16 protein-coding genes are annotated in these 23,933 nt (G+C 62.6%); 12 read left to right on the forward strand and 4 right to left on the reverse strand.

The features are described 5' to 3' along the window. The first annotated feature begins 72 nt into the window (after positions 1 to 72). Together ACFWAD_RS03340 and ACFWAD_RS03345 are read left to right on the forward strand one after the other, a co-directional pair. A complete protein-coding gene (locus tag ACFWAD_RS03340; protein WP_378541356.1) occupies positions 73 to 1,716 on the forward strand; it encodes a PucR family transcriptional regulator in 1,644 nt (547 codons plus the stop codon). Positions 1,717 to 1,864: 148 nt separating this feature from the next. Continuing rightward, entirely contained in the window at positions 1,865 to 3,298 is a 1,434-nt protein-coding gene (locus ACFWAD_RS03345; RefSeq protein ID WP_378541358.1) for a uracil-xanthine permease family protein, read from the forward strand. A gap of 84 nt (positions 3,299 to 3,382) precedes the next feature. Here the strand turns inward: ACFWAD_RS03345 and ACFWAD_RS03350 are convergent, their stop codons facing one another. The 4 genes from ACFWAD_RS03350 to upp all read right to left on the reverse strand — a co-directional run bounded on the left by ACFWAD_RS03350 (position 3,383) and on the right by upp (position 8,831). Then, positions 3,383 to 4,894 (reverse strand): carboxyl transferase domain-containing protein, encoded by a 1,512-nt coding sequence (locus tag ACFWAD_RS03350; protein ID WP_378541360.1) that lies wholly within the window; start codon positions 4,892 to 4,894, stop codon positions 3,383 to 3,385. Then, entirely contained in the window at positions 4,891 to 6,129 is a 1,239-nt protein-coding gene (locus tag ACFWAD_RS03355; RefSeq protein ID WP_378541362.1) for a CaiB/BaiF CoA transferase family protein, read from the reverse strand. Before ACFWAD_RS03355 ends, ACFWAD_RS03350 begins: the two co-directional genes overlap by 4 nt. A gap of 289 nt (positions 6,130 to 6,418) precedes the next feature. Then, the gene (locus ACFWAD_RS03360) at positions 6,419 to 8,116 is read right to left on the reverse strand and encodes a PucR family transcriptional regulator (protein ID WP_378541364.1); all 1,698 of its coding nucleotides are present in this window, start codon (positions 8,114 to 8,116) and stop codon (positions 6,419 to 6,421) included. Between the two features lie 91 nt (positions 8,117 to 8,207). Beyond that, positions 8,208 to 8,831, reverse strand: coding sequence for a uracil phosphoribosyltransferase (gene upp, locus ACFWAD_RS03365; protein WP_378448505.1), 624 nt, complete (start codon positions 8,829 to 8,831; stop codon positions 8,208 to 8,210). A 223-nt stretch (positions 8,832 to 9,054) separates the two neighbouring features. On the opposite strand from upp, the gene ACFWAD_RS03370 reads away from it, so the two are divergent. The 10 genes from ACFWAD_RS03370 to ACFWAD_RS03415 all read left to right on the forward strand — a co-directional run bounded on the left by ACFWAD_RS03370 (position 9,055) and on the right by ACFWAD_RS03415 (position 23,929). After that, entirely contained in the window at positions 9,055 to 10,164 is a 1,110-nt protein-coding gene (locus tag ACFWAD_RS03370; RefSeq protein WP_230817695.1) for a ring-opening amidohydrolase, read from the forward strand. Between the two features lie 136 nt (positions 10,165 to 10,300). After that, the gene (locus tag ACFWAD_RS03375; RefSeq protein ID WP_378541367.1) at positions 10,301 to 11,779 is read left to right on the forward strand and encodes an amidase; all 1,479 of its coding nucleotides are present in this window, start codon (positions 10,301 to 10,303) and stop codon (positions 11,777 to 11,779) included. 40 nt (positions 11,780 to 11,819) lie between these two features. Then, positions 11,820 to 13,043, forward strand: coding sequence for an aspartate aminotransferase family protein (locus ACFWAD_RS03380; protein ID WP_378541369.1), 1,224 nt, complete (start codon positions 11,820 to 11,822; stop codon positions 13,041 to 13,043). A 292-nt stretch (positions 13,044 to 13,335) separates the two neighbouring features. Then, positions 13,336 to 14,775 carry a uracil-xanthine permease family protein gene (locus tag ACFWAD_RS03385; RefSeq protein WP_378541371.1) on the forward strand — a complete coding sequence of 480 codons (1,440 nt, stop codon included), beginning with the start codon at positions 13,336 to 13,338 and terminating at the stop codon, positions 14,773 to 14,775. A gap of 89 nt (positions 14,776 to 14,864) precedes the next feature. Then, a complete protein-coding gene (locus ACFWAD_RS03390; protein WP_378530072.1) occupies positions 14,865 to 15,767 on the forward strand; it encodes an FAD binding domain-containing protein in 903 nt (300 codons plus the stop codon). A 2-nt stretch (positions 15,768 to 15,769) separates the two neighbouring features. Next, positions 15,770 to 16,414 (forward strand): (2Fe-2S)-binding protein, encoded by a 645-nt coding sequence (locus ACFWAD_RS03395; protein WP_029256750.1) that lies wholly within the window; start codon positions 15,770 to 15,772, stop codon positions 16,412 to 16,414. Continuing rightward, complete coding sequence (gene cutA, locus ACFWAD_RS03400; RefSeq protein WP_378541373.1) at positions 16,411 to 18,933, forward strand: aerobic carbon-monoxide dehydrogenase large subunit; 2,523 nt, start codon at positions 16,411 to 16,413, stop codon at positions 18,931 to 18,933. The genes ACFWAD_RS03395 and cutA overlap by 4 nt, the downstream gene beginning before the upstream one ends. After that, on the forward strand, positions 18,930 to 19,601 hold the full coding sequence (locus tag ACFWAD_RS03405; RefSeq protein WP_378541375.1) for a carbon monoxide dehydrogenase subunit G: 672 nt from the start codon (positions 18,930 to 18,932) through the stop codon (positions 19,599 to 19,601). The genes cutA and ACFWAD_RS03405 overlap by 4 nt, the downstream gene beginning before the upstream one ends. Before the next feature lie 291 nt (positions 19,602 to 19,892). Continuing rightward, on the forward strand, positions 19,893 to 21,992 hold the full coding sequence (locus ACFWAD_RS03410; protein ID WP_378541377.1) for a hydantoinase/oxoprolinase family protein: 2,100 nt from the start codon (positions 19,893 to 19,895) through the stop codon (positions 21,990 to 21,992). Further along, positions 21,992 to 23,929 (forward strand): hydantoinase B/oxoprolinase family protein, encoded by a 1,938-nt coding sequence (locus ACFWAD_RS03415; RefSeq protein WP_378541379.1) that lies wholly within the window; start codon positions 21,992 to 21,994, stop codon positions 23,927 to 23,929. The genes ACFWAD_RS03410 and ACFWAD_RS03415 overlap by 1 nt, the downstream gene beginning before the upstream one ends. The last annotated feature ends 4 nt before the right edge of the window (positions 23,930 to 23,933 follow it).

Consider the following 23,933-nt stretch of genomic DNA (forward strand, 5'->3'; position numbering starts at 1 on the left):
TTCGGTGGGGATAGGATCGTTTCTTTCGTGAACCATCTTCCGTGATCCGAATGAAATCGAGGTGCCTGCCAAGTGGCAAACCCGGCCGTACCGGCATCCGAGGTGAATGCTGTTCTCTCCGAACTTCTTCGAACCCCGCTCCTTCCTGGTGCTCGAAAGGTTTCCGGCGGTTCCGAAGACCCGACGGTTGCGCGGGTGGGATTCATGGCGGTTCCGGACATCGGGCCGTGGCTACGACGCGGGCAGTTGCTGATCACCACCCCGGAAACCCTCGCCCGGGTCACCGAACCCTTCAAAGCATTCGTCGGACGTTTGTCGACGCGCGGAGTTGCAGCCCTTGCCGTCCAATTCAGTGCCGACGGGGACACTCTCGCACCGGAACTGGTCGACGCAGCCGACAGTGCCGACTTTCCGCTTCTGGTTTTTCACGGCCCATGCGATCACCCCGCGGCGCGGGACCGTGAGCAGACGGAGTCGGCGCAGATCGACGCCATGTTCGGGGCCGAGCGGTTGCGGCGGCTCCTGGTCGACGTCGTGATGGGCGGCGGCGGACTCCCGCAGTTGACCGAAGTCATCGCGCGCGAGATGAAGGGCGCGGCTCTGGTCACCACCTCGGACGGACGCGAGATCTGCCGCGCCGGGGACGCCGCGGAGCGCAAGCATCTATCAGCCTGCCCGGCCGTCGATTCCACCGGTCGTCTGCGGACCGACACCGTCGAGGGCGGGTTGGGTCTGCACGAGTTCGACGGCCAATTCATCGCGGTGTCCGCGATTTCCGCCAATCACATCGACCACGGGCGTCTCGCGTTGTTCACCGGTGAGCGTGTGATGACCAGTTACGACCAGTACCTGGTCGAGCGTGCCGCGTCGGTGTGCGCCTTGGTCATCACCCGCGAACAGGCCGTGGCGTCGGTGGAGGAACGCCATCGCGCCAACTTCGTTCACGACCTTCTCCTCGGCCGGGCCGGGGACCACGATCACGTTGTCTCCCACGCCAAGACGTTCGGGTGGGACTTCGATCGCCCGCTGGTGATCGTCTCGATCGAGCCGGACCCGGTCGACGAACCGACCTCCGCGGCGCCCGCTCGGCTGCCCGTCGTCGATCGTCAGGCGATGGCGTTCTCCGGCGCGATCGCTCACCGTGATCCCGGCGCGGCGGTGACCGCGCTGACGGGCGAGACGGTGATCGTCATGGGCGTCGGCACCGACACGATGGCATTGGTGCGGGACCTCGTCACGGTCGTTCGCGGCGAAGGTGGCGGCGGGAGAAGGCCGTTCAGTGTCGGGGTGTCCCGCCCGACGGCTGCGATCGAAGCCGTCCCTGCGCTCTACAGCCAGGCGCGCACCGCACTGACCGTCGGCCGGCGGATTTCCGGTCCGTGGACGGTGACTCAGTTCGACGATCTGGGCGTGTACAGACTGCTCAGTCTGGTCGAGGACGAAAACGAGCTCGAGACGTTCGCCCGCGAGACGCTGCGGGAACTGACGGAGGAAACTGCCGAAGCGCAGGACATGCGCAAGACATTGGAAGTCTTGCTCGCGACCAACATCAACATCGCCGAGACGGCGCGCAAGCTCCACTTCCATTACAACACACTGCGTTACAGGGTCGTTAAGCTGGAGAAAATGCTGGGACCCTTCACGGCGCAACCCGAACTCCGGCTGGATCTGTCTCTAGCACTGAAGATAACCGCGATGCGCGGCATCAATCACTAATATTGCCAATCCGGGTCGGTGGGTTCTGGCAGATTGTCATCACGTCGATACCCCCGCGCTGTAATAGCGTTTCACTCCAGTCACGGTGTTTTGTGAGCTGGAGCACACTCAGCGTTCGGACACCTTCCTCTGCACGAAAGGTCCCATCATGCCGATTTGGACGTTGCACGGAGATGGAAAGAACATCAAACCGGGTGAAGTGGTTGCTCCCGGCGAGCGGCTCAGCTGGGGAAGAACCATCGGGCTGGGCAGCCAGCACGTGGTGTCGATGTTCGGCGCGACGTTCGTGTTCCCGATCATCATGGGCCTCAATCCTCAACTTGCCGTGATGATGTCGGGTTTCTGTACGCTCTTCTTCCTGCTGGTGGTCAAGGGACGCATTCCCAGCTACCTCGGAACGTCGGCGGCCTTTGTCGGTGGTATCGCCGCCATTCGAGCCCAGGGCGGAACGTCCGCAGAGGTGACCGGCGCGATCCTGGTGTCCGGACTCGTCCTGGCGGCCATCGGTATCGCGATCCACTTCCTCGGCGGCCGGGTCGTGTTCAAGGTTCTTCCGCCAGTGGTGACCGGCGCGGTGGTGATGCTGATCGGATTCAACTTGGCACCCGTCGTCGCGGGGCTGTACTGGCCGCAGGACCAGTGGGTGGCCCTGATCGTCATGGTGGCCCTGATCGTCATGAGTATCGCGCTACGAGGCTTCATGGCGCGCATCGCCATCTTCCTGGCGCTGATCTTCGGCTACGTCCTCTCCTGGATCCTCGACCGCGTCTCGGGGACGATCACCTCCTACGACGCAGGCACCGGTCAGATCACCGAGCACTTCCGCGTCAACTGGGATTCGGTGCAGTCGGCGTCGTGGTTCGGGCTGCCCCCGTTCTCGGACGAAGCCAACGGAATCGTCGGGATCCACGCTCCGTCGTTCAGCCTGACGTTCATCATCCTGGTCCTTCCGGGTGTCATCGCGTTGATCGCGGAGAACGCGGGCCACGTCAAGGCCGTGGCCGAGATGACCGGGGACGACCTCGACCCGTACATGGGACGTGCGCTCGCCGGTGACGGTTTCGCCACCGCTATCGCCAGCAGCGTCGGCGGCTCGCCCACGACGACGTACGCCGAGAACATCGGCGTCATGGCAGCGACCCGTGTGTACTCCACCGCCGCCTACGCGGTTGCCGGCATCGTTGCCATGATGCTCGGCTTCTCCCCCAAGTTCGGTGCCGTCATCTCGGCGACGCCTGGCGGTGTTCTCGGCGGAATCACCGTGGTGCTCTACGGCATGATCGGTCTGCTCGGCGCCAAGATATGGAAGGAGAACGGCGTCGACTTCGGGAATCCGCTCAACCTCATGCCGATCGCGGCCGGCCTCATCATCGGTATCGGCGACACGGCTCTGAAGTTCAGTGACACGTTCTCGCTCAGCGGCATCGCGCTCGGCACCATCGTTGTGATCGGGATGTACCACCTGTGCCAGTTCATCGGTTCGAAGAATCCGGAACTGAATGCGAAGAATCCGGAACCGAACAAGCCGGATTCGAAGGCTCCCGGCGGCGATCGGGAGGAACCCGCCAAGCAGCTCACGTGACGTCTGGCTGAGTGTGCTCGATTGACGAAGGCCGGACATCCTCCACGGAGGATGTCCGGCCTTTCCGGTGTTCTGGGTGATCGATCAGACGGAGGTACTGGCTTCGACCAGGCCGATACGGTCGATGCGTCCGGTGCGGGTGGTGAGCCGTTCGGTCGCATCGGTAGCAGTGAGCACGCTCAGCTCGTAGTGCAGCACCGCTCCGACACGAGTACAGAATGCTGCGGGTTCGTCCGCTGCATCGGGAAATTCGGGGATGACCCGATCGACGATGCCGCCCGCGAGCAGATCGAAGGACCGTATCCCTTGACTGGCAGCCATGTCCGGCGCGTGCGTGATGTCGTGGAACATGATTGCGCTCGCACCTTCGGGAGGTAGGGGCGAGAGCCAACCGTGGCGGGCCGCCAGCACTCGATCGGCCGGAATCAGCGCCAGTGCACCGCCACCGGTGCCCTGCCCGAGCAGGAGGGAAATGGTGGGGACCTCGAGTGAAATCATGTCGGCTATGCACCGAGCGATCTCGCCGGCCAGGCCGCCTTCTTCGGCTTCCTTCGACAGTGCCGCGCCCGCCGTGTCGATGATCGTCACCAACGGCAGGTCGAGTTCTGCGGCCAGCCGCATTCCTCGCCGAGCTTCCCGCAGAGCGCCGGGGCCGAGTGGGGAGTGAGGAGTCTGCCCGCGACGGTCCTGTCCGAGAAGGACGCAGGGCATGTCGCCGAAGCGGACGAGTGCGAGCATGATGCCGGGATCGTTCTCGCCTTGGCCGGTTCCGTTGAGCGGGAGCATGTCCGAAGCGGAATTGAGCAGCACTTCACGAATCCCAGGTCGGTCTTCGCGCCGGGATGCGACGACGGATTCCCACGCCGACGTATCGGGTGGGCAGTCGTACGAGCACGGGTCACTGGGCAGTGAGTAACCACGACGCGCCCCGGTGATGATGCGCAATGCGCGTTCGACGATTTCGGCGAGCTGGTCTGGCGGCCTCACTGCATCGATGAGTCCGTGCTCGTGAAGGTTTTCGGCTGTCTGGACACCGGCGGGGAAAGGTGAGTTGTACAAGGCCTCGAACACTCGGGGACCGAGGAATCCGACGAGGGCTCCCGGTTCCGCGATCGTCACGTGACCGAGTGAACCCCAGGATGCGAATACGCCTCCGGTGGTGGGGTTTCGGAGATAGACGATGTAGGGCAGGTGCGCTTCTTTGTGCTTGATGAGCGCCGCGGTGATCTTGACCATCTGCAAAAACGCCGTCGTCCCCTCTTGCATGCGCGTTCCCCCGGACGTGGGAAGCGCAAGAAGGGGCAGACGCTCTTGCGTGGCGCGTCGGATGGCGACGACGAGGCGTTCACCGGCTGCCACGCCGATCGATCCGCCGAGAAAACCGAACTCGCAGACGATGATTGCCACGCGGCGCCCTCTGACGGAGGCGCTGCCCGTCAGGACGGACTCGTCGAGCCCGGTCTTCTCCTGGGCCCGCAGAAGTGCTTCCGCGTAATCGGAGTCGGTCGCGACGGGGATCGGAGGGGTGTCCCACGACTCCCAGGTGCCGGCATCGATCACCAGGTCGAGCAAGTCGCGAGCCGTCAGGCGGTTCATCGGGTGAATCCTTGTAGCCACGAAATGACTTCGTCAGTGTCTTCACCGAGAACCGGCGGTGCCGTGTGGCGAGTCTCCGTCACTTCGGTTCCGTCCGGTTCGAAGAATCGCAGCGGCGGACCGGGCAGAGTGATGTTGCCGAGCGTGCTGTGGTCGACATCGACGAGCAATCCCTGTGATCGGGTCTGCTCCCATTCGTACACCTCGGAGATCGTCCGAACCCGTCCTGCCGGTATTCCGATGCGGTCGAGTTCGGTCAGAAGCTCGTCACGTGAGTACGGTTTGAAGGTACGTTCGATCAATTCGACTACCTGGAAATGATTTTCGACGCGTTCGGCGTTTGTTGCCATACCCGGGGCGTCAGGATCTAGGTCGAACCCTTCGCAGAATCTTCTCCACAGACTCTCGCTGCCGACCGAGATCTGCACTGCGCCATCGCCGGTCCGAAAGAGTCCGTACGGTGCGATGGAGGGATGGTGGTTGCCTTGTGCTGTGCCTACCTCGCCGGCGACGGTCCACTTCGTTCCTTGAAACGCGTGAACACCGACCACGCTGGCCAAGAGCGACGTTCGGACAACGCGGCCTCTCCCCGTCTGCTCGCGTTCCCTCAAGGCTGCGACGACGCCGAAGGCCCCGTACATCCCGGCGAGAAGATCGGCGATCGGAACTCCGACCCTTTGGACGTCGTCCGGATTCGATCCGGTCAGCGACATGAGTCCGGCTTCCCCCTGGGCGATCTGGTCGTACCCGGCGCGACCGCCTTCCGGACCGTCGTGGCCGAAACCGCTGATGGACAGAACGATCAGTCGAGGATTGAGTTCGGCCAGCCGCTCGGTGGAGAATCCGAGTCGATCGAGCACTCCGGTGCGGAAGTTCTCCATGAGAACATCGGCGCGGCAGACGAGATCTTCGAGGGTCGCTCGCCCACTGTCAGATTTGAGATCGAGCGTGATCGACTTCTTGTTCCGGTTCGTGGACAGAAAATACGTCGATTCGCGTTGTGTGTTCGGTGGTTCCAACGTGGGTTCCAACGGGGGCTCCACAAAAGGCGGCCCCCACCCACGGGTGTCGTCGCCGCCATGAGGTGATTCGACCTTGATCACGTCGGCACCCAGATCGCCGAGCATCATTGCCGCGTGAGGACCCGCGAGTGCGCGCGTGAGGTCGACGACTATCACGTCGTGTAACGGACCACTACGAGCACTTGTGTTGTGAGGCTTCGAAGTCGAGTTCATGTCGCACCGCCGTGTTCTGGTGTAATTGGCTGAGCCAGTTGGTGGTTGAGGCCTCCGTAGTTCGGTCGACTCCGGTCCGCTGGACCGAGAAACCGGCCAGGGCCACTGAAGGAGGTATGTGCGGCCCGTCTTTCGAACCGTAGGCGGGCACCGGTGAACGGCACATGGGTAACCTTGCCGACGACGGGTGTCAGTGGTGGGTAAGAAGTGACGAACGCTCACCGCATGGCGCGATTACGGTTGTGTCGAACCGTGATCGGGGCGCTCTGTCAGCCTATTTGGTGCATTTTCATGACATTTCGTGCATCTTCATGACCTGCAGGGCGAGTGAGACGTTCAACCGGAGAACGGGGTCGTCGGTAAACGATCCGACGACGCTCTCCAGCTTTCCGATTCTGTATCGCAAAGTGTTGTAATGCATATGCAGTGCCCGGGACGCTTCGGCGACATTGCAATTGCAGTCGAGCAGGGTCTGGAGTGTCAGACGCAGGTCAGCGGCTTCGGCGTTGTCCGCCGACAAGGACTTCAGAACGTCATCGGTGAACGAACGCAGTTCGCTCTTGTCCGTCTGGAGCGAGAGGAGTCGGTGTACGCCGAGTTCGTCGAAGTGCGCTATCCGTCCCGGCCCGTTGATGCGTCGGCCGACTACTACCGCTGTGCAGGCTTGGTCGTAGGCAGCAGGAAGGTCGGCCAGGGAGTAGATCACCCGGCTCACTCCCGTGCTGAAGGAGCGGCGGCCGCTGGTGCGATCTCCGGCAACCTTGCGAACCAACCCTTCGATGTCCCGAACCGCGCGGTCGGTGCTGGTCGGGAAAAGCGTGACCACCTCGTGTCGGAACCCGACGGACGGTGCCGTCCGCTCGTGGGTACGCACCACTTGTTGCCAGCCGTCACTGAGTCGATCCTGGTCCGTGCGAGTGGAATTCGCGTGCTGGGATTCCGGGTGATCGACGTCGAGTTCTGCAACCACAACGGCAAGGGGACGAGTGACATCCCACCCCAACTGGGTGAAGTGCGCGCTCACTTCCGCAGGCGAGCCGGCTTCGCCTATCAGTGCGTCGCGGAGGAAGTCGCCGCGGAACTTGGATTCCACTGCCGCAACTGCCAGCTGTTTGGTGACGGCCAGCGCGGCAACGGTGGCCGCTCGCTCCAGCGCTTGAACGACAACGGCGCCGAGTTCGTGGGTGCCGGCGTACGCCACCATTCGGCCGTGGTCGGTGCCGCCGGCCACCACTCGGGTGAGCGCCAACTGGCCGGGAAATCCCTTGGGTGCGTTCTGTAAACCGACGGCGACCCGTTCGGTCAGGAACCGACCGGTGCTTTCGAACAACGGAAGCGCGTTCAGCGCGGCTGAATCCCCGGCCTCGGTCAATACCCTTCCGTCCGGCGAGCAGATCAGAACGCTGACGTCGAAAAGCGCGGCGAATTCTGCGGCAATCTGAGGTAGATCGCCACCTTCCAAGACGATCGACGTCAACGAGCGGTGAAGTCGATCGGCAATGTCGAGTGCCGCGGACTGCTTCGCCACCAACTTGGTGAAGACCTCCGAGATCACCTCATCGAATCCTGCGGTGACGGGAAGAACCAACAGCGGCAGGCCTCGCTGCTCTGCCATGTGCAGCATCGCCTCGGGCAGTTCGTCGAGATAGCGGCCCGTTTTCACGGCAAGTGCCGCGACTCCTCGGCGTGCAAGACCGTCGACGAGGTCACTGAGATCTGTGTCGTCGAGAAGCTCGCCGGTTCGCCCGTAGCGCAGCGGGAACCCGGTTGTCACCAACAACTCGTTCGGCTTCACCCAAGCGAGGATGTCCGGTACTTCCATCACGTTCACCGATTGAACGAGGTGGCGCAAGCCCCCATGCCCGGCAAGGACTTCGGCTCCACGCAGACTGGGCAGCTCGAGGACATCCCGAACCGTCAGTCTGTAGTCGCCACCTTCTGGCAAATGTTGAAGCTCTTCGCTCGAATATTTGGCAGATCTATCCATGTCGCGAGACTACGCTCGATCGCACAGTGAACATTGTCAACAGTTGACGAAAATACTCTCTCGGAATGAGTGGTCTCCGTATATCTGCCGACTATCTTGGTCCGAATTGGCGATCGCCGGCGTCTCCGAGTCCAGGTACCAGGAAAGCATTTTCGTTCAGGCCGTCGTCGATGCTCGCGGTGAGGAGCCGGACCGGATGTCCGGAGTTCTTCAACGCTTCGATCCCTTCCGGAGCCACGACGACGCAAATTGCAGTCACGTCGGTTGCTCCGCGCGCAACGAGCAGATCGATTGTGCGGACGATGGATCCACCAGTTGCCAACATCGGATCGAGGACGTAGACGGGGGTGCCCGACAAATCAGCGGGCAGGGACTCCAGATACGGAACCGGCTGGTGTGTCTTCTCGTCTCGCGCCATTCCCACGAAACCGACTCCTGCCTGCGGAATGAGGGCGCTCGCTTGTTCGACCATGCCGAGGCCGGCACGCAAGACCGGTACCAGGAGAGGCGGATTCGCCAGTCGCACTCCCTGCGTCGGAGCAACTGGCGTCTCGATGTCGAATCGTTCCACTTCTGCGCCGCGCGTGGCCTCGTAGACCAACATATGGGTCAGTCTGCGCAAGGCGGACCGGAACGTTGCGTTGTCGCTGCGAGCGTCGCGCATGGTCGTGAGCAGAGATGCCGCCAGCGGATGGTCGACAACAGTGGTGTCCATGGTCGAATCGTAAGTGAGAACCGATGGGGCGGCGCACAACCGGTGAATCGGAGTCGAAATAACCAATCACGGTTTTCGTTTGGGCAAGTATTGACGATGCCGAAGGGTTCGAGTCGTCATAGCGTGGTCGGCATGGCAGTTCCGAACCGCTCGGCTGGACTGGGCGCCGGGAACTGTCAAGGCCCAATTTTGCCTCCACGATTCCCTATACAAGGAGATGCCAATGCCCGAAGCAATCGAGGTCCGTAAGGTTCCGCTCCACAGCGTCTCCGACGCCAGTGAGCTCGCCAAGCTGATCGACGACGGTGTCCTCGAGGCCGACCGCGTCATTGCAGTCATCGGCAAAACCGAGGGTAACGGCGGCGTCAACGACTACACGCGCATCATCGCGGACCGAGCGTTTCGAGAGGTTCTCTCCGCCAAGGGCAATCGCAGCCTCGAAGAGGTGGCGCAGGTGCCGATCGTCTGGTCCGGCGGCACGGACGGCGTGATCAGCCCGCACGCGACGATCTTCGCGACGGTACCGGCAGACAAGGTCACCAAGACCGACGAGCCGCGACTGACCGTGGGTGTCGCCATGAGTGAGCAACTGCTGCCCGAAGACATCGGACGTACGGCCATGATCACCAAAGTTGCTGCGGCAGTGAAAGACGCGATGGCCAATGCCGGCATCACCGATCCCGCCGACGTGCACTACGTACAGACCAAGACTCCGTTGCTGACCATCCACACCATCCGTGACGCCAAAAGCCGGGGCAAGACTGTGTGGACCGAACAGACTCATGAGTCGATGGACCTGTCCAACGGCGGAACGGCTCTGGGGATCGCGGTCGCGCTCGGCGAAATCGACATGCCGACCGACGAGGATGTCATGCACAGCCGCGAACTCTTCTCCTCAGTTGCATCCTGCTCGTCCGGCGTCGAGTTGGACCGCGCGCAGATCGTCGTCGTCGGCAACGCACGTGGCGTCGGCGGACGCTACCGCATCGGGCACAGCGTGATGAAGGATCCGCTCGACCAGGACGGCATCTGGGCGGCGATCCGTGACGCCGGACTCGAACTTCCGGAGCGGCCGCACTCGAGCGACCTGGACGGTCAACTCGTCAACGTGTTCTTGAAGTGCGAGGCCAGTCAGGACGGAACGGTCCGTGGCCGTCGTAATGCGATGCTCGACGACTCCGACGTGCACTGGCACCGCCAGATCAAGTCGTGTGTCGGCGGAGTCACGGCAGCTGTCACCGGTGATCCGGCAGTGTTCGTCTCGGTATCGGCAGCGCACCAGGGTCCCGAGGGCGGCGGCCCAGTCGCTGCCATCGTCGACCTCGGTCAGTAGTAGGCAAGAACCTCGCTGGAAACCTCGACAGTCGCGCCGCCACCGGAAATTCGTCCTCGAATCAGTTGCCGGTGGCGGCGAGTCCGTCCGGTGTATCTCCCGGCGCACCCCACTTCACTGCTTGAAAGGATTCACGATGGTTCATGCTGCTGACCCTGTCGACGAGAGCGATTCCGGTGTGGCTGAGAGTGGCGATCTCGTCATGGCCGATGCCGTGACGCTCAGTGGTCTGATACGCCGGCGTGAAGTGTCATGTGTCGAGGTGATGGACAGCTTCCTCGATCAGATCGAAGTGCATAACCCGGCAGTGAACGCGATTGTTGCACTGCGGGATCGGGAAGCGTTGACGGCAGAGGCGCGCGAGCGCGATTCTCAGTTGGCGGATGGGCACTATTTTGGTTGGATGCACGGGTTTCCGCATGCAGTGAAGGACCTGTCGGCAGCAAAGGGTCTGCCGTTCACGTCAGGGTCGCCGATGTTCGCGGATCGAATTGCCGAAGAAGATGAACTGTTCGTCAGGCGGATCAAATCTGCCGGCGCCATCGTGATCGGCAAGACCAATACGCCGGAGTTCGGGCTCGGCTCCCAGACGTACAACCCGGTGTGGGGTACGACGGTGTCGCCGTACGACACTTCGCGCACTGCCGGCGGTAGCAGCGGAGGCGCCGCAGCGTCGTTGGCGCTCCGAATGCTTCCGTTGGCGGACGGAAGCGATTACATGGGCTCGCTCCGAAACCCGTCGGCGTTCAACAACGTTGTGGGATTTCGACCTTCCTGGGGCCGCGTACCGGAGACGGGATTCATTGCGCAGGGCGCTGTTGTGGGCCCGATGGGCCGAACCGTCACCGACGTGGCTCACCTCCTCTCCACAATGGCAGGGCCGGATGCATATGCGCCGTTGGGGATTCGCGAGGATCCCGCTGTATTCATCGAGAGCCTCGCCCGTGATCTGAAGGGCTCTCGGATTGCATGGGTCGGTGACTGGAACGGTTACCTGGCAACCGAACCTGGAGTCCTCGAGTTGTGCGAATCCTCGTTCGAGGTCTTCGAACAGTTGGGGTGCCACGTCGAGGCAGCACTTCCCGATTTCAAACCCGAAGACATCTGGCAACTGTTCTTGCGATGGCGTTGGTGGGCGCAGCTCGGCTTGATCGATCAGTACAACGATCCGAGCATGCGCGAGTTGATGAAGCCCGAACTGTTGTGGGAGCTCGAGCACGCGGTCACACTCTCGGCTCTCGACGTGACCAAGGCCGCGGAGGCTCGCAACGGCTGGCTGTCGGCCATTACCAAGATGTTCGAAACCTACGATTACATTCTCGCTCCCAGTGCCCAGGTGTTTGCTTTCGACAAGAACACTCACTGGCCCGAGTTCGTCGACGGCCGGTCGATGGACACGTATCACCGGTGGATGGAGACGGTTGTTCCCTGGACGATGGCCGGGGTTCCGGTTGCGGGGATGCCGGTCGGCTTCGATGATCGTTCGCTTCCCATGGGTATCCAGATCATCGGTCGGCACGGCGCCGACTTGGACGTTCTCCAACTCGCCTACGCGTTCGAGCAGGCAACCAAGTGGGTCGAGCGGGTACTTCCGCCTGCACTCCGCGTGAACTGACTTATCTATTTCGGACGTATCCAGTTGGGAGAGAACGACGATGGTTTCGGCATTGTGGCACGGGTTCGCGGACATGGGCGCTGTGGAGAAGAACGGCGCGTTTGTCGTCTCACGCGGTGAGGGCGCGTACATCTGGGATTCCGAGGGCACTCGGTATCTGGATGCGACGGCGGGCCTGTGGTTCACCAATGTCGGGCACGGGCGCACCGAGATTGCGGATGCGGTGGCGGCTCAGTTGTCGAAGATCGCTCATTTCTCGAATTTCGGTGATTTTGTTCCCGAGACCACGCAGGTGTTGGCCGAGCGTCTGGCGGCCATCGCGCCGGTTGCCGGGAGCAAGATCTTCTTCACCTCGGGTGGTTCGGATTCGGTGGACACTGCGGCGAAGCTGGCTCGCCGGTACTGGCACGAGGTGGGGCAGCCGGAGAAGACGATCATCGTCGGACGTCAGAAGGCGTATCACGGAATGCATGTTGCGGGAACGGCTTTGGCTGGTATTCCGGTGAACCGTGAGGGTTACGGCGAGCTGATGGCGGATGCGGCGACCGTCGGCTGGGACGATGCGAAGAGCCTGCTCGAGTTGATCGAGAAGATCGGTGCGAACAAGATCGCGGCGTTCTTCGCGGAGCCGATCATCGGTGCGGGTGGGGTGTATCTTCCGCCGGAGGGGTATCTGGCGGAGGTGCGTGACATCTGCCGTGAGCACGACATTCTGTTTGTCGTCGACGAGGTCGTGACCGGTTTCGGCCGGATCGGTGGTGAGTGGTTCGCGTCCACTCGTTTCGATTTGCAGCCCGACATGATGACCACGGCAAAGGGTTTGACGTCGGGTTACGTTCCGATGGGTGCGGTGTTCATCGCGCCGCGGGTGGCGGAGCCGTTCTATGCCGGTTCGTGGTGGCGCCATGGGTACACGTACGGCGGGCATGCCGGTGCTGCTGCGGCGGCGATGGCGAACCTCGACATTCTCGAGCGTGAGAATTTGCTTGGGGAGTCGAAGCGTTTGGAGGCGTCGTTGCATACGCATCTGCAGCCGTTGGCGGAGCATTCGCGGGTGGCGGAGGTTCGTAGTGGGCTCGGTGCGGTCGCGGCTGTGCAGTTGGCTGATCCGGCGGAGGCGTTGCCGTTCGTGAAGACGCTTCGCGAGCATGGTATTTCGGGTCGCGCTGCGGGTCAGGGTGCGATGCAGATTTCGCCGACGTTTGTGATGACCGACGATCAGGTCGCGGAGATGGCCGCGGGGATCCTCGCAGCCCTCGGCTAGGAGAATCGTTTTCCGTTGACAGACATCGTGTTACGGAACCGTTAAGCCGAAGAAAATGTTGGGGCCCTTCGTGACGGCGCCCCCATTTCGGTCGAAACTGTCTCCAGCACTGACGATGATCCCTGTCCGCATCATCTGTCACCATTGTTGCCAATCTCGGCGAGCGGGTTCTGGCAGATTGTCATCACGTCCAAAACTTGGTGCTGTATTAGCGTTTCACTCCAGACACGGTGTTTGTGAGCTGGGGCACAAAGCATTTCGAACACCTTCCTCCTTCGCGAAAGGTCTCGTCATGCCGATCTGGACGTTGCACGGAGATGGCAAGAACATCGGACCCGGTGAAGTGGTAGCGCCGGGCGAGCGACTCAGTTGGATGAGGACCATCGGGTTGGGCGGTCAACATGTCGTGTCGATGTTCGGGGCGACGTTCGTCTTCCCGATCATCATGGGTCTCAATCCTCAACTTGCCGTGATGATGTCGGGTTTCTGTACCCTCTTCTTCCTGCTGGTGGTCAAAGGACGCGTCCCCAGTTACCTCGGTACGTCGGCGGCGTTTGTCGGTGGTGTCGCAGCCATTCGCGCCCAGGGCGGAACGACGGCGGAAGTGACCGGCGCGATTCTGGTGTCAGGGCTGGTTCTGGGATTTGTCGGCGTCGCCATCCACTTCCTCGGCGGTGGCGTCATCAGTAAAGCGCTACCACCGGTGGTCACCGGCGCAGTGGTGATGTTGATCGGATTCAACCTGGCTCCCGTTGTCGCGGGGTTGTACTGGCCGCAGGACCAGTGGGTGGCACTGATCGTGATGGTTGCGTTGATCGTGATGAGTGTTGCGCTACGCGGTTTCTTGGGACGTATCGCCATTCTCGTCGCGCTGGTTTTCGGCTACATCTTCTCGTGGGTCCTCGACCGAGTCTCCGGGCCGATCACGTCCGCCGGCGGTAGCGGAGCACCTACCGAGCACTTTCGTGTCAACTGGGATTCGGTGCACTCGGCGTCGTGGTTCGGGTTGCCGCCGTTCTCGGACGAAGCCAACGGAATCGTCGGTATTCACGCTCCCTCGTTCAGCCTCACGTTCATCGTTCTCGTCCTTCCGGGTGTCATCGCACTGGTCGCGGAAAATGCCGGACACGTCAAGGCGGTCGCCGAGATCACGGGCGACGATCTCGACCCCTACATCGGACGCGCAATTGCCGGTGACGGTTTTGCCACCGCCATCGCCAGCGCGGTAGGCGGCTCCCCCACGACGACGCACGCCGAGAACATCGGTGTCATGGCAGCCACTCGGGTGTACTCGACCGCGGCGTACGTGATCGCGGGTTTCATCGCGATCCTGCTCGGCTTCTCGCCCAAGTTCGGAGCAGTCATGGCGGCGACTCCCGGGGGCGTTCTCGGCGGAATTCTGGTGGTTCTGTTCGGCATGATCGGTCTGCTCGGCGCCAAGATCTGGAAAGAAAACGGTGTCGACTTCGGGAATCCGCTGAATCTGATGCCGATCGCCGCCGGCCTGATCATCGGTATCGGTGACACGGCTCTGAAGTTCAGTGACACGTTCTCGCTCGGAGGTATCGCGCTCGGCACCATCGTCGTGATCGTGATGTACCACCTCTGCCAGTTCGTCGGGTCCCGGAACCCCGAGCTGAACAGGCCGAAGTCCGGGCGGCGACCGGGCGCAACGCCGGGGGCGAATGCGTCAGATGACGAAAGGGAAGAGCCCGTGGTGCAGCTCACGTGATGCCAAGTTGAATGTATGCCAGGTATGACCCGTGACCGTTGTCACATCTGCACAAAACGTGAAGTGACTCATAGAGGCAGGATTGAGTAATGAAACCGTCGCCGCTGACTTATCACCGACCGTCCTCGGTCGAGGACGCGTGCCGAATCCTCTCCGAGGTATCTCACGAGGGGAAGGTGCTCGCCGGTGGGCAATCGCTTGTGCCGCTGCTGTCCATGCGCCTCGCCGCCCCCGCCCACATCGTCGACATCGGATCGATCACTGACCTCGCTTCGGTGACCTCGTCCGAGGACGAAGGAGTGCGGTTCCAGGCCCTGGCCACGCACTCGGTGCTGGCGGCCGACGAAGGTGCTCGCCGAGTTCAGCCTCTGCTGAACCGCGCTCTGCAGTTGGTAGCGCACCCCACGATCCGTAACCGCGGGACGAGCGTCGGCTCCATCGTCCATGCCGACCCGTCGGCGGAGATGCCGGCAGTCCTGACACTGCTCGGGGGCAGCGTGAGCGTGCAGTCGGTGCGTGGCACCCGCGAGATCGCGTCGACGGATCTCTTTGTCGGTCCCCTCGAATCGAGCCTGGAATCTGACGAGATCGCGGTGTCGGTGTCGGTGCCGGCCGCCGAGCCCGGTGTGGGAACCGCCATCGACGAGATTGCTCGTCGTCACGGTGACTACGCACTGGTCGGTGTCGTTGCGCGTATTCGCGTGGTCGACGGTCTGGTGGCCGAAGCACACATGACGTACGTGTCCGCCGGCGAGCTGGGGCAGGTCGTGGACTACACGGACGTGCTGGCGGGGGCATCCGCGACGGATCAGCGAGATCCGCGCTGGCGCACCCTCGGGGAATGTGCCCGCGCGCAGATAGATACCGAGGCAGACATTCACGGGACGGCGGCGTACCGCTCGCAACTGGTGTCTGCGCTCACGGCGCGGGTCGGGTTTGCAGCGGCAACAGATGCTCTCAGTGAGAACGCAGTACTGGCAGGAAAGTGGTGACCATGTCCAAAAACGATCGCTCCATCGATGATCAACTTGCCGAGCTGGCAGCAGATACCGGTGAACACCATGTGGCCGTGACGTTCACGCTCAACGAGGTGACGAGCACCGTCGTTCTCCCCTCCCGCACTCTGGCCTCGGACGCCATTCGTCACCACCTCCGTAAGACGGGCACGCACGTCGGTTGTGAACACGGCGTGTGTGGTGCGTGCACCGTGCTGCTCGACGGAAAGCCGGTGCGATCCTGCCTCGTCCTCGCCGCCAGTCTCGAAGGTCGATCGATCACCACCGTCGAAGGACTCGTCGAGCCGGACGGCACCTTGCATCCGGTTCAGCAGGCGTTCAAGGATTGTCACGGCCTGCAGTGCGGATTCTGCACTCCGGGATTCGTGACGACCATCGCGGCATTTCTCGAGGAGAACCCCAATCCCACGCGTGAGGAAGCAACGGACGCTATAGCGGGAAACCTCTGCCGTTGTACGGGATACCAGAACATCAGAGCGTCGGTTCTGCGCGCAGCGGAGATCAAGCGTGAACGAGCCGGGCAGTTCCCGCTCGGAATCGACGACGCATCCACTCGGGAGGCGTTGGATCGCAAGGTGCGGGGCACAACGAATCCCGTCGGAGGACGGGCGGGTAAGGCATGAGTACTCCGGTCAAACCAGCAAAGCGCAACGGGGCGAAGCACCCCGCCTCCGATCATTCGACGGCCGATCATTCGGTTGCCGACGACGGCAAGTTCTTCGGCAAACCGATTCCGCGCGAGGAAGATACGCGTCTGCTCAGCGGTCAGGGGCGGTATCTCGACGATCTGGGCCACAACGCGCTGATCGCGGCATTCGTCAGGTCGCCGCATGCACATGCGCGAATCGTCGACATCGACATCGATCAGGCACTGGAAGTGCCTGGCGTACATGCCATCTACACCTACGAAGATCTCTTGGCCGACACCCCGGAAATGGCGGAGAACCTGCCACTGCTCATTCCGCATCCGGGAATCATCGCTCCGCGCAACGGGTATCCCCTTGCGAAGGACGAGGTGAACCACGTCGGAGAAGCCATCGCCATGGTGGTCGCCGACAATCGGTACATCGCCGAGGATGCGTGCGCGAAGATCGATGTCACGTACGAGACACTGAAGCCGGTAGTGGGAATCGACGTCGCCCGCACCGCCGACAACGCCGTCCATGCCGATGTCCCGGACAACATCGCCGCTCATCTGCAGCACGGGTTCGGCGATCCGGACGCCGAACTTGCGTCCGCGCCGCACCGACTGACGCTGGATCTCGAAATCGAGCGTTCGGCATCCATGCCGATGGAGGGCAAGGGTGTCTACGCACGCTGGGACGGCGACGAGAACACCCTCACGTTCTGGACCTCCACCCAGACGTCTACCTCCGCCCGCGCCGCCGTTGCCGCGCGATTGGGTATGGCACTGAACAAGGTTCACTGCATCGCTCCCGACGTCGGCGGTGGATTCGGTGTCAAGATCGTCCATCCGTGGCCCGAAGAAGTGATGATCACGTGGGCCGCGCGACGCCTCGGCCAGGCCGGCATCTCCTGTGAGGTGAAATGGGTCGAGGATCGCCGTGAGCACTTCATCTCGAGCGCACACGAGCGCGGACAGATCCAGAAGATCGACGTCGGGTTCGACGACGAGGGTCGTCTGTTGGCTTTCGACTTCACGTTCTGGCACGACAACGGCGCGTACCTGCCGTACGGGATCATCGTCATGATCAACACCGCGACACAGGTTCTCGGGCCGTACAAGCCGAAGTCGTTCCGGGTCAACGCCTATTCGCTGTACACCAACACGGTCATCGTGACCCCGTACCGCGGTGCCGGACGTCCGCAGGCCGTGTTCGCGATGGAGCGATCCATGGACGCCATCGCCAAGTACCTGAACAAGGACAAGATCGCGGTCCGGGAGGCGAACTTCATTCGCCCCGAGGACATGCCGTACGACTTCGGCCTCATGTTCCAGGACGGACGCCCGTTGATCTACGACACGGGTGACTACCAGGCCGGTATCGACAAGCTCAAGAAGCTCATCGACTGGGACGGATTTCCCGAGTACCAGAGGAAGGCTCGCGCCGAGGGGCGGAGTGTCGGCATCGGTATCGGCGCGTACGTCGAGGGAACCGGTCCTGGACCCTACGAAGGCGCACACGTAGTGGTCGAGACGTCCGGAAAAGTCAAGGCGGCAACGGGCTTGACGACGCAGGGGCAGGGCCACCAGACCGCGTTCGCCCAGATCGTTGCAGACGATCTCGGAGTCAAGGTCTCCGACGTCGAGATCGTCACCGGTGACACACGCCGGTTCGGTTATGCCGTCGGCACTTTCGCCTCACGTGGCGCGGTCATGTCGGGTTCGGCTTTCCATGTAGCGGCGCAGATGGTCGCGGAGAAAGCGAAGAAGATCGCGTCCGGAATCTTGAATCTGCCGGAAGCCGAACTGGAACTCCAGGGTGGCCACGTATGCAAACTCGGCACCGAGCCTGGGGTGGAAGGTACTTCTGTACCGCTGAGTGTTGTTGCCGTGCTGTCGAACCCGCTGCGATATGCATTCGACCGTGAGTCGAAGTTGGCTACCGGTTTTGCCACGACCGACACGGACATGTCGAAGCCGCCGATTCCCGAGGGCGAGCAGCCCGGTCTGGAAGCCACCGGCTACTACTCGCCGCCCAGTTCGACTTTCGCTTCGGGAGTGCACGCGGCGATCGTCGAAACCGATCCCGTCACAGCCGAGATCACGGTCCGTCGTTACGTCGTCATCCACGACTGCGGCAACGTGATCAATCCGCGCATCGTCGAAGGCCAGGTCATGGGCGCCGTTGCGCAAGGTATCGGCGGCGCACTCTACGAGCGGATCGTCTACGACGAGCACGGACAGATGCTCAACGCGTCGTACATGGACTTCTTGATGCCGTTTGTCACCGAGATGCCGGATTCACTCGAGATGGATCACACCGTCACGCCGTCGGGGCTCAACCCACTCGGTATGAAGGGCGCCGGTGAGGCCGGTGTGATCCCGACCAGCGCCGTCATCGCGGCCGCCATCGAGGATGCCGAAGGAATCTCGATCACGTCCATGCCTATTTCACCGTCCGAACTGTTCGAACTTCGACTCGCACATGCGAGTTCGTCATCAGAGGAGAATGCATGAGAATCGCCGGCACCGCGCAGCTGACGGCACCTCGAGAAGAGGTCTACGACAAGCTCCAGGACGGTCGTGTACTGGCCGCGACCATTCCCGGTGTGCAGTCGCTCGAGCAGCTCACGGACAATCACTACAAGCTCTCCATCATGGCGGGAGTCGCGTCGATCAAGGGTGTCTACGACGGCGAAGTTGTTCTTTCGCAACAGAATCGGCCCAATTCGTTTGTCATGACGGCTTCGGGCGCTGGTGCTCCCGGCACCGTGAAGGCGGACGTCACGGTCACGTTGACGGAGAACGAGGGTGGCACGCTGCTTTCGTACGACGCCGACGCGGTAGTCGGCGGGATGGTCGGCGGCGTCGGACAGCGGATGATCACCGGTGTCGCCAAGAAGATGGCCGGGGTGTTCTTCAAGAGCATCGACGGCGTCATCGCCAACGGCATTCCCGAGAAGGTCACTGCCGCCGTGGCGGCGGCAATACCGGCAGCGTCGGTCGAGGCGGGTCCGGTAGTTTCCGGAGCTGTCGCGGCGCCGGCGATTCTTCCGGCTGCTGCACCGACCGCGGGTGGCGCCGATGCTCGCACCGTGATGGTCAGCGCCGTAGTCGGAGCGGCCATTGCTTTGTCAGGTGTTGCTATAGGCGGATTCCTGGCGCGTTCTGGTTGTCGCGAGTAGTTCAGCAGCGTATCGACAGGGCTTCCACAGCTGTTTTGCGATGAGGGAAACGCCCCGAACCGACCAGGTTCGGGGCGTTTTTCACGTCCGCGTAACCCGCTGGGGCGCGGGCGAAGATCCGCTCGTGATCGTGCGCCGAACCTTGGTCCCCCGATTCGGCGAATTGTGACAAAGAATCCGCTCTTCCGAACCTGTGGAATAGCACTACACGTCAGGTACGAGCCACTCACCGGCTAGGCCACACCGTCGATCGGTACCAGACGAGACGAGCCAAAGATCTCAGGAGGAAGCGTGGAACCCAGGAAGATTCGGGTCGGTATCGATACCGGCGGAACGTTCACCGACATCGTGGCAGTGGACGACGAAACCGGCGCCATCGTCACCACCAAGACCCCGTCCACCCCGGCGGACCCCGCCGAGGGCTTTCTCGCCGGTATCGAGAAAGTGCTCGCCAAGCTCGGCGAGAGCGGCGACTCCATCGGTGCGGTCAGCCACGGCACGACCGTCGCGACCAACAAACTGCTCGAAGGCAAGGTGGAGAACCTCGGCTTCATCACCACCGAGGGTTACGAGCACGTTCTCGAAATCGCTCGTCAGTCGGTGCCGGACGGTTATGGCAACTCGTACTTCTGGGTCAAGCCCGAACGCATCGTTCCCGCCGATCGGGTACGCACCGTCGGCGGACGGCTTTCCTTCGACGGCAGCGAGATTCGCCCACTAGACGAAGAGAGCGTCCGCAGCGCAGCGCAGTTCTTCAAGGACCGCGGCATTCGCACCATCGGTGTCTGCCTCATGCACTCGTACGCCGATCCGACGCACGAGGAGCGCGTACGCGACATCCTCTTCGAAGTTTTCCCCGACGCGACGGTGAGCATCTCGAGCCAGGTGCTGCGTGAGTATCGCGAGTACGAGCGGTCCATCACCACACTCGTGGACGCCGCGGTCAAGCCGAACATCCGCAACTACGTGAACAACATCGCGAATCGTCTGCGTGAGTTCTCGACCACCGACGGCGAACCTCGCGACATCCCGTTCTACGTCATGAAGTCCAACGGCGGTGTCCTCTCGGCTAAAGAGGTTGTTCACCAGCCTATTACGACGGTGCTTTCCGGACCGGCTGCCGGCGCCCTCGGCGCCGCGCTGATCGCCGACGCAGCCGGCGTCGAGCAGGTGTTGACCTGTGACGGCGGCGGAACGTCGACGGACGTCACCGTCGTGGTTCGCGGCGAGCCCGCGCTGACAACCGAAGGGCGAGTGGGCAACTACCCGTCGAAGATCCCGATGATCGACGTCGTGACCGTCGGCGCCGGTGGCGGGTCGATCGCGTGGATGACACCGGAACACACTCTCCGGGTCGGACCTCAGTCGGCCGGCGCCGATCCCGGACCGTTGTGCTACGGCAAGGGCGGTAGCGAACCGACCATCACCGATGCGCATGTCTTGCTGGGGCGCATCCCACCCCATCTGCTCGGTGGCGAGATCCCCCTCGACACCGAACTGGCACGCAAGGGACTCGAAGAACTTGCAGCACAGCTGAGTCTGGGTTACGAGGAGTGCGCGGTCGGCGTCCTCGAGGTCTCGGCATGGAACCAGGCCAACGCCCTGCGCCAGATCACCGTCAAGCGCGGTCTCGACGTTCGCGACTTCACCCTCGTGACGTTCGGCGGTTCCGGCTCCCTGCTCGCCTGCCGCCTCGTTGACATCCTCGGCCTGAAAGATGTTCTCGTCCCGCTCAATCCGGGTAACGTCTCTGCGTTCGGTCTACTGACGGTCGATGTCCGCAACGACTACGTTCAGACTCATGTCAGCCGCCACGACCGGTTGAAGGCTGAAGACCTGCAGAGCCAGTTCGACGCGTTGGCCGGCGAGGCCGAGATCGCGCTCGCCGAAGAAGGTTTCGACGAGACGCAGCGCAAGTACTCCCGCACTGCGGACCTTCGCTACCTCGGTCAGGCCTTCGAAGTACGCGTCCCCGTGGCGGAAGGCGCCGTCACGGCGCAGATCATGGACGACGCGGCCGAGGCGTTCCACCAGGCGCACCGCGAGCTGTACGGCTACGACTTCCGGGGAGACCCGTCGCAGCACGTGGAATGGGTCAACCTGCGCGTGAGCGGCATCGGCCCGATCAAGCGTCCGACACTCAAGGAAATCCCCGCCGGAAACGGTGCCGAGACCGCCCGAACCGGTTCGCGCCAATCCTATTTCGACAGCTGGGTCGAGACGGCCACCTACGATCGCACACTGCTCGGTGCGGGTGACGTCATCGAAGGACCCGCCGTGATCGAGGAGTTCAGCTCGACTGTCCCGATCCATCCCGGATTCTCGGCACGTATCGACACCTTCGGGAACATTCGTATCTCGAAGTCTTCCGACTCGAACGGAGTGAAGTGATGACCGCCATTCTCGATGCTGCTGCCACCGCGGCCAAGCCGTACCGACTCACCGCTACCGACGGCGCGTCACCTGACCCGATTCTGGTCGAGATCGTCGCCGGTTACCTCGCCAGCGTGGAAATGGAGGTGGAGACCTCCATTTCGCGCACCTCGCGCTCACCGATGATCCGTGACGCTCACGACTTCCGCGCCGGTATTCACGACCGGAACCTTCGCAAGCTCACGGGCCGTTCGTATTCCGCCCTGGTTCATCCGATCGCTCGGGACTTCCCGCTCGAGACGATGAAGCCGGGAGACGTGTACTTCCACAACGACGTCTACCTGTCCGAAGGTGGCATCGGCCATCTCCCCGACCTCTGCGTCACCGTGCCTGTCTTCGCCCGCGTCACTCCTGATGCGGAGCCGAAAGTTGTTGCGTTCGTTCAGGCGTTCGGTCACCACGACGACATCGGCGGTTGCTGCCCCGGCTCCATGCCGTCCGGTGCGACCACGGTGTACGAAGAGGGACTGATGGTTCCGCCGATCAAACTGTGGGACCAGGGCGTTCCCAACGAGGCGGCGCTGCGCATCATGACGCGCAACTCCCGCATGCCCGACGCTCTCGCAGCCGATCTCGACGCCGAGTGCTCGGCGTGCCTGATGGGTGCGCGCCGACTCACCGAACTGTTCGAGCGCTACGGCGTCGACACCGTCGAGTCGTGCTTCGACGCGATGATGGACGCGACCACCGAGACGTACCGCCGCGAGATCCTCAGCAAGATCCCGGTCGGTGAGTACACCTGGGAGGACTACGCAGAGCACGACGGCGTGGACGAGCCGATGCTCCACATCCAGCGAATCACGCTCACGAAGACGCGGCCGGAAGACGAGGGCGGCGAGCGACTCATCCTGGACTTCAACGGAACCGGACCGCAGGCAAAGGGCCCGATCAACCACTGCGGCGACTACGCGGACGGAAACTTCCTCATCAAGTGGTTGGCGCCGATTCTGCGTAACCTCGCGGACACCCCGGAGCGCATGGCAGAACTGGATGTCAACGAGGGCGTCGTACCGCTGATCGAGATGAAGTTCCCCGAGAAGGGAACACTGATCACCCCGATCTTCCCCGCCCCCACCAACGCTCGCACGTTTGTCATCCTCCGTCTGCTCGGAGTGCTGGCCGGCGTCGTAGCCAAGGCTGTGGACGGCAACATGCCCGCCGATCAGGAGACCATCAGGTACACCGGTGTTTACGGTGAGGACTTCGAGGGTCACTCGTACCTCATGCGTGAGGTGCTCGGCGGAGGTTCCGGCGGACGCTACTACGCCGACGGCGAGGACACGATTCACGTCGTTCCCGATTCACGGAACCTGCCGACCGAGTTCACCGAGAGCCGTTTCCCCTTCATCGTCGAAAAGCTCGGTCTGGCCATGGATTCGGGCGGAGCCGGACGTTACCGCGGCGGCCTGGGATACGAGAAGCACATCCGCATGCTCAAGGATGCTCACTTCATGTCCATCGCGGACCGTTCGATTCTCGCCTGCTGGGGAGTCAAGGGTGGCAAGGCCGGTCGGCCGTTCTCCGTCGTTCTGGATCCGGGTGGACCGAACGAGCGTGAGTTCGACGCGCTGACCGATGCCGAGCCGATCAAGGCCGGCGAGGTCGTACGGATTCGTACCACCGGTGGCGGCGGTTGGGGAGATCCACTGGAGCGTCCCACCGAGGAAGTTTTGCGAGATATTCAGTGGCGCAAGGTTTCGGTCGAAGGCGCACGCGACGACTACGGAGTTGTCGTGATCGACGGTGACGAGCCGTCTGTCGACGAGGCTGCTACCACGGAGCTCCGGGATCAGTTGCGCTCGGAGCGCGGTGAGAACGAACCCTTCTTCGATCGGGGTCCGGGCTACGCGCAGCTTTCGGGTGGCGCCACCTCAGCGGTCTACGACTACGTCTAGGACG

Origin of the sequence: Rhodococcus sp. NPDC059969, assembly GCF_042738325.1 — a bacterium.
Taxonomy (GTDB): domain Bacteria; phylum Actinomycetota; class Actinomycetes; order Mycobacteriales; family Mycobacteriaceae; genus Rhodococcus_F.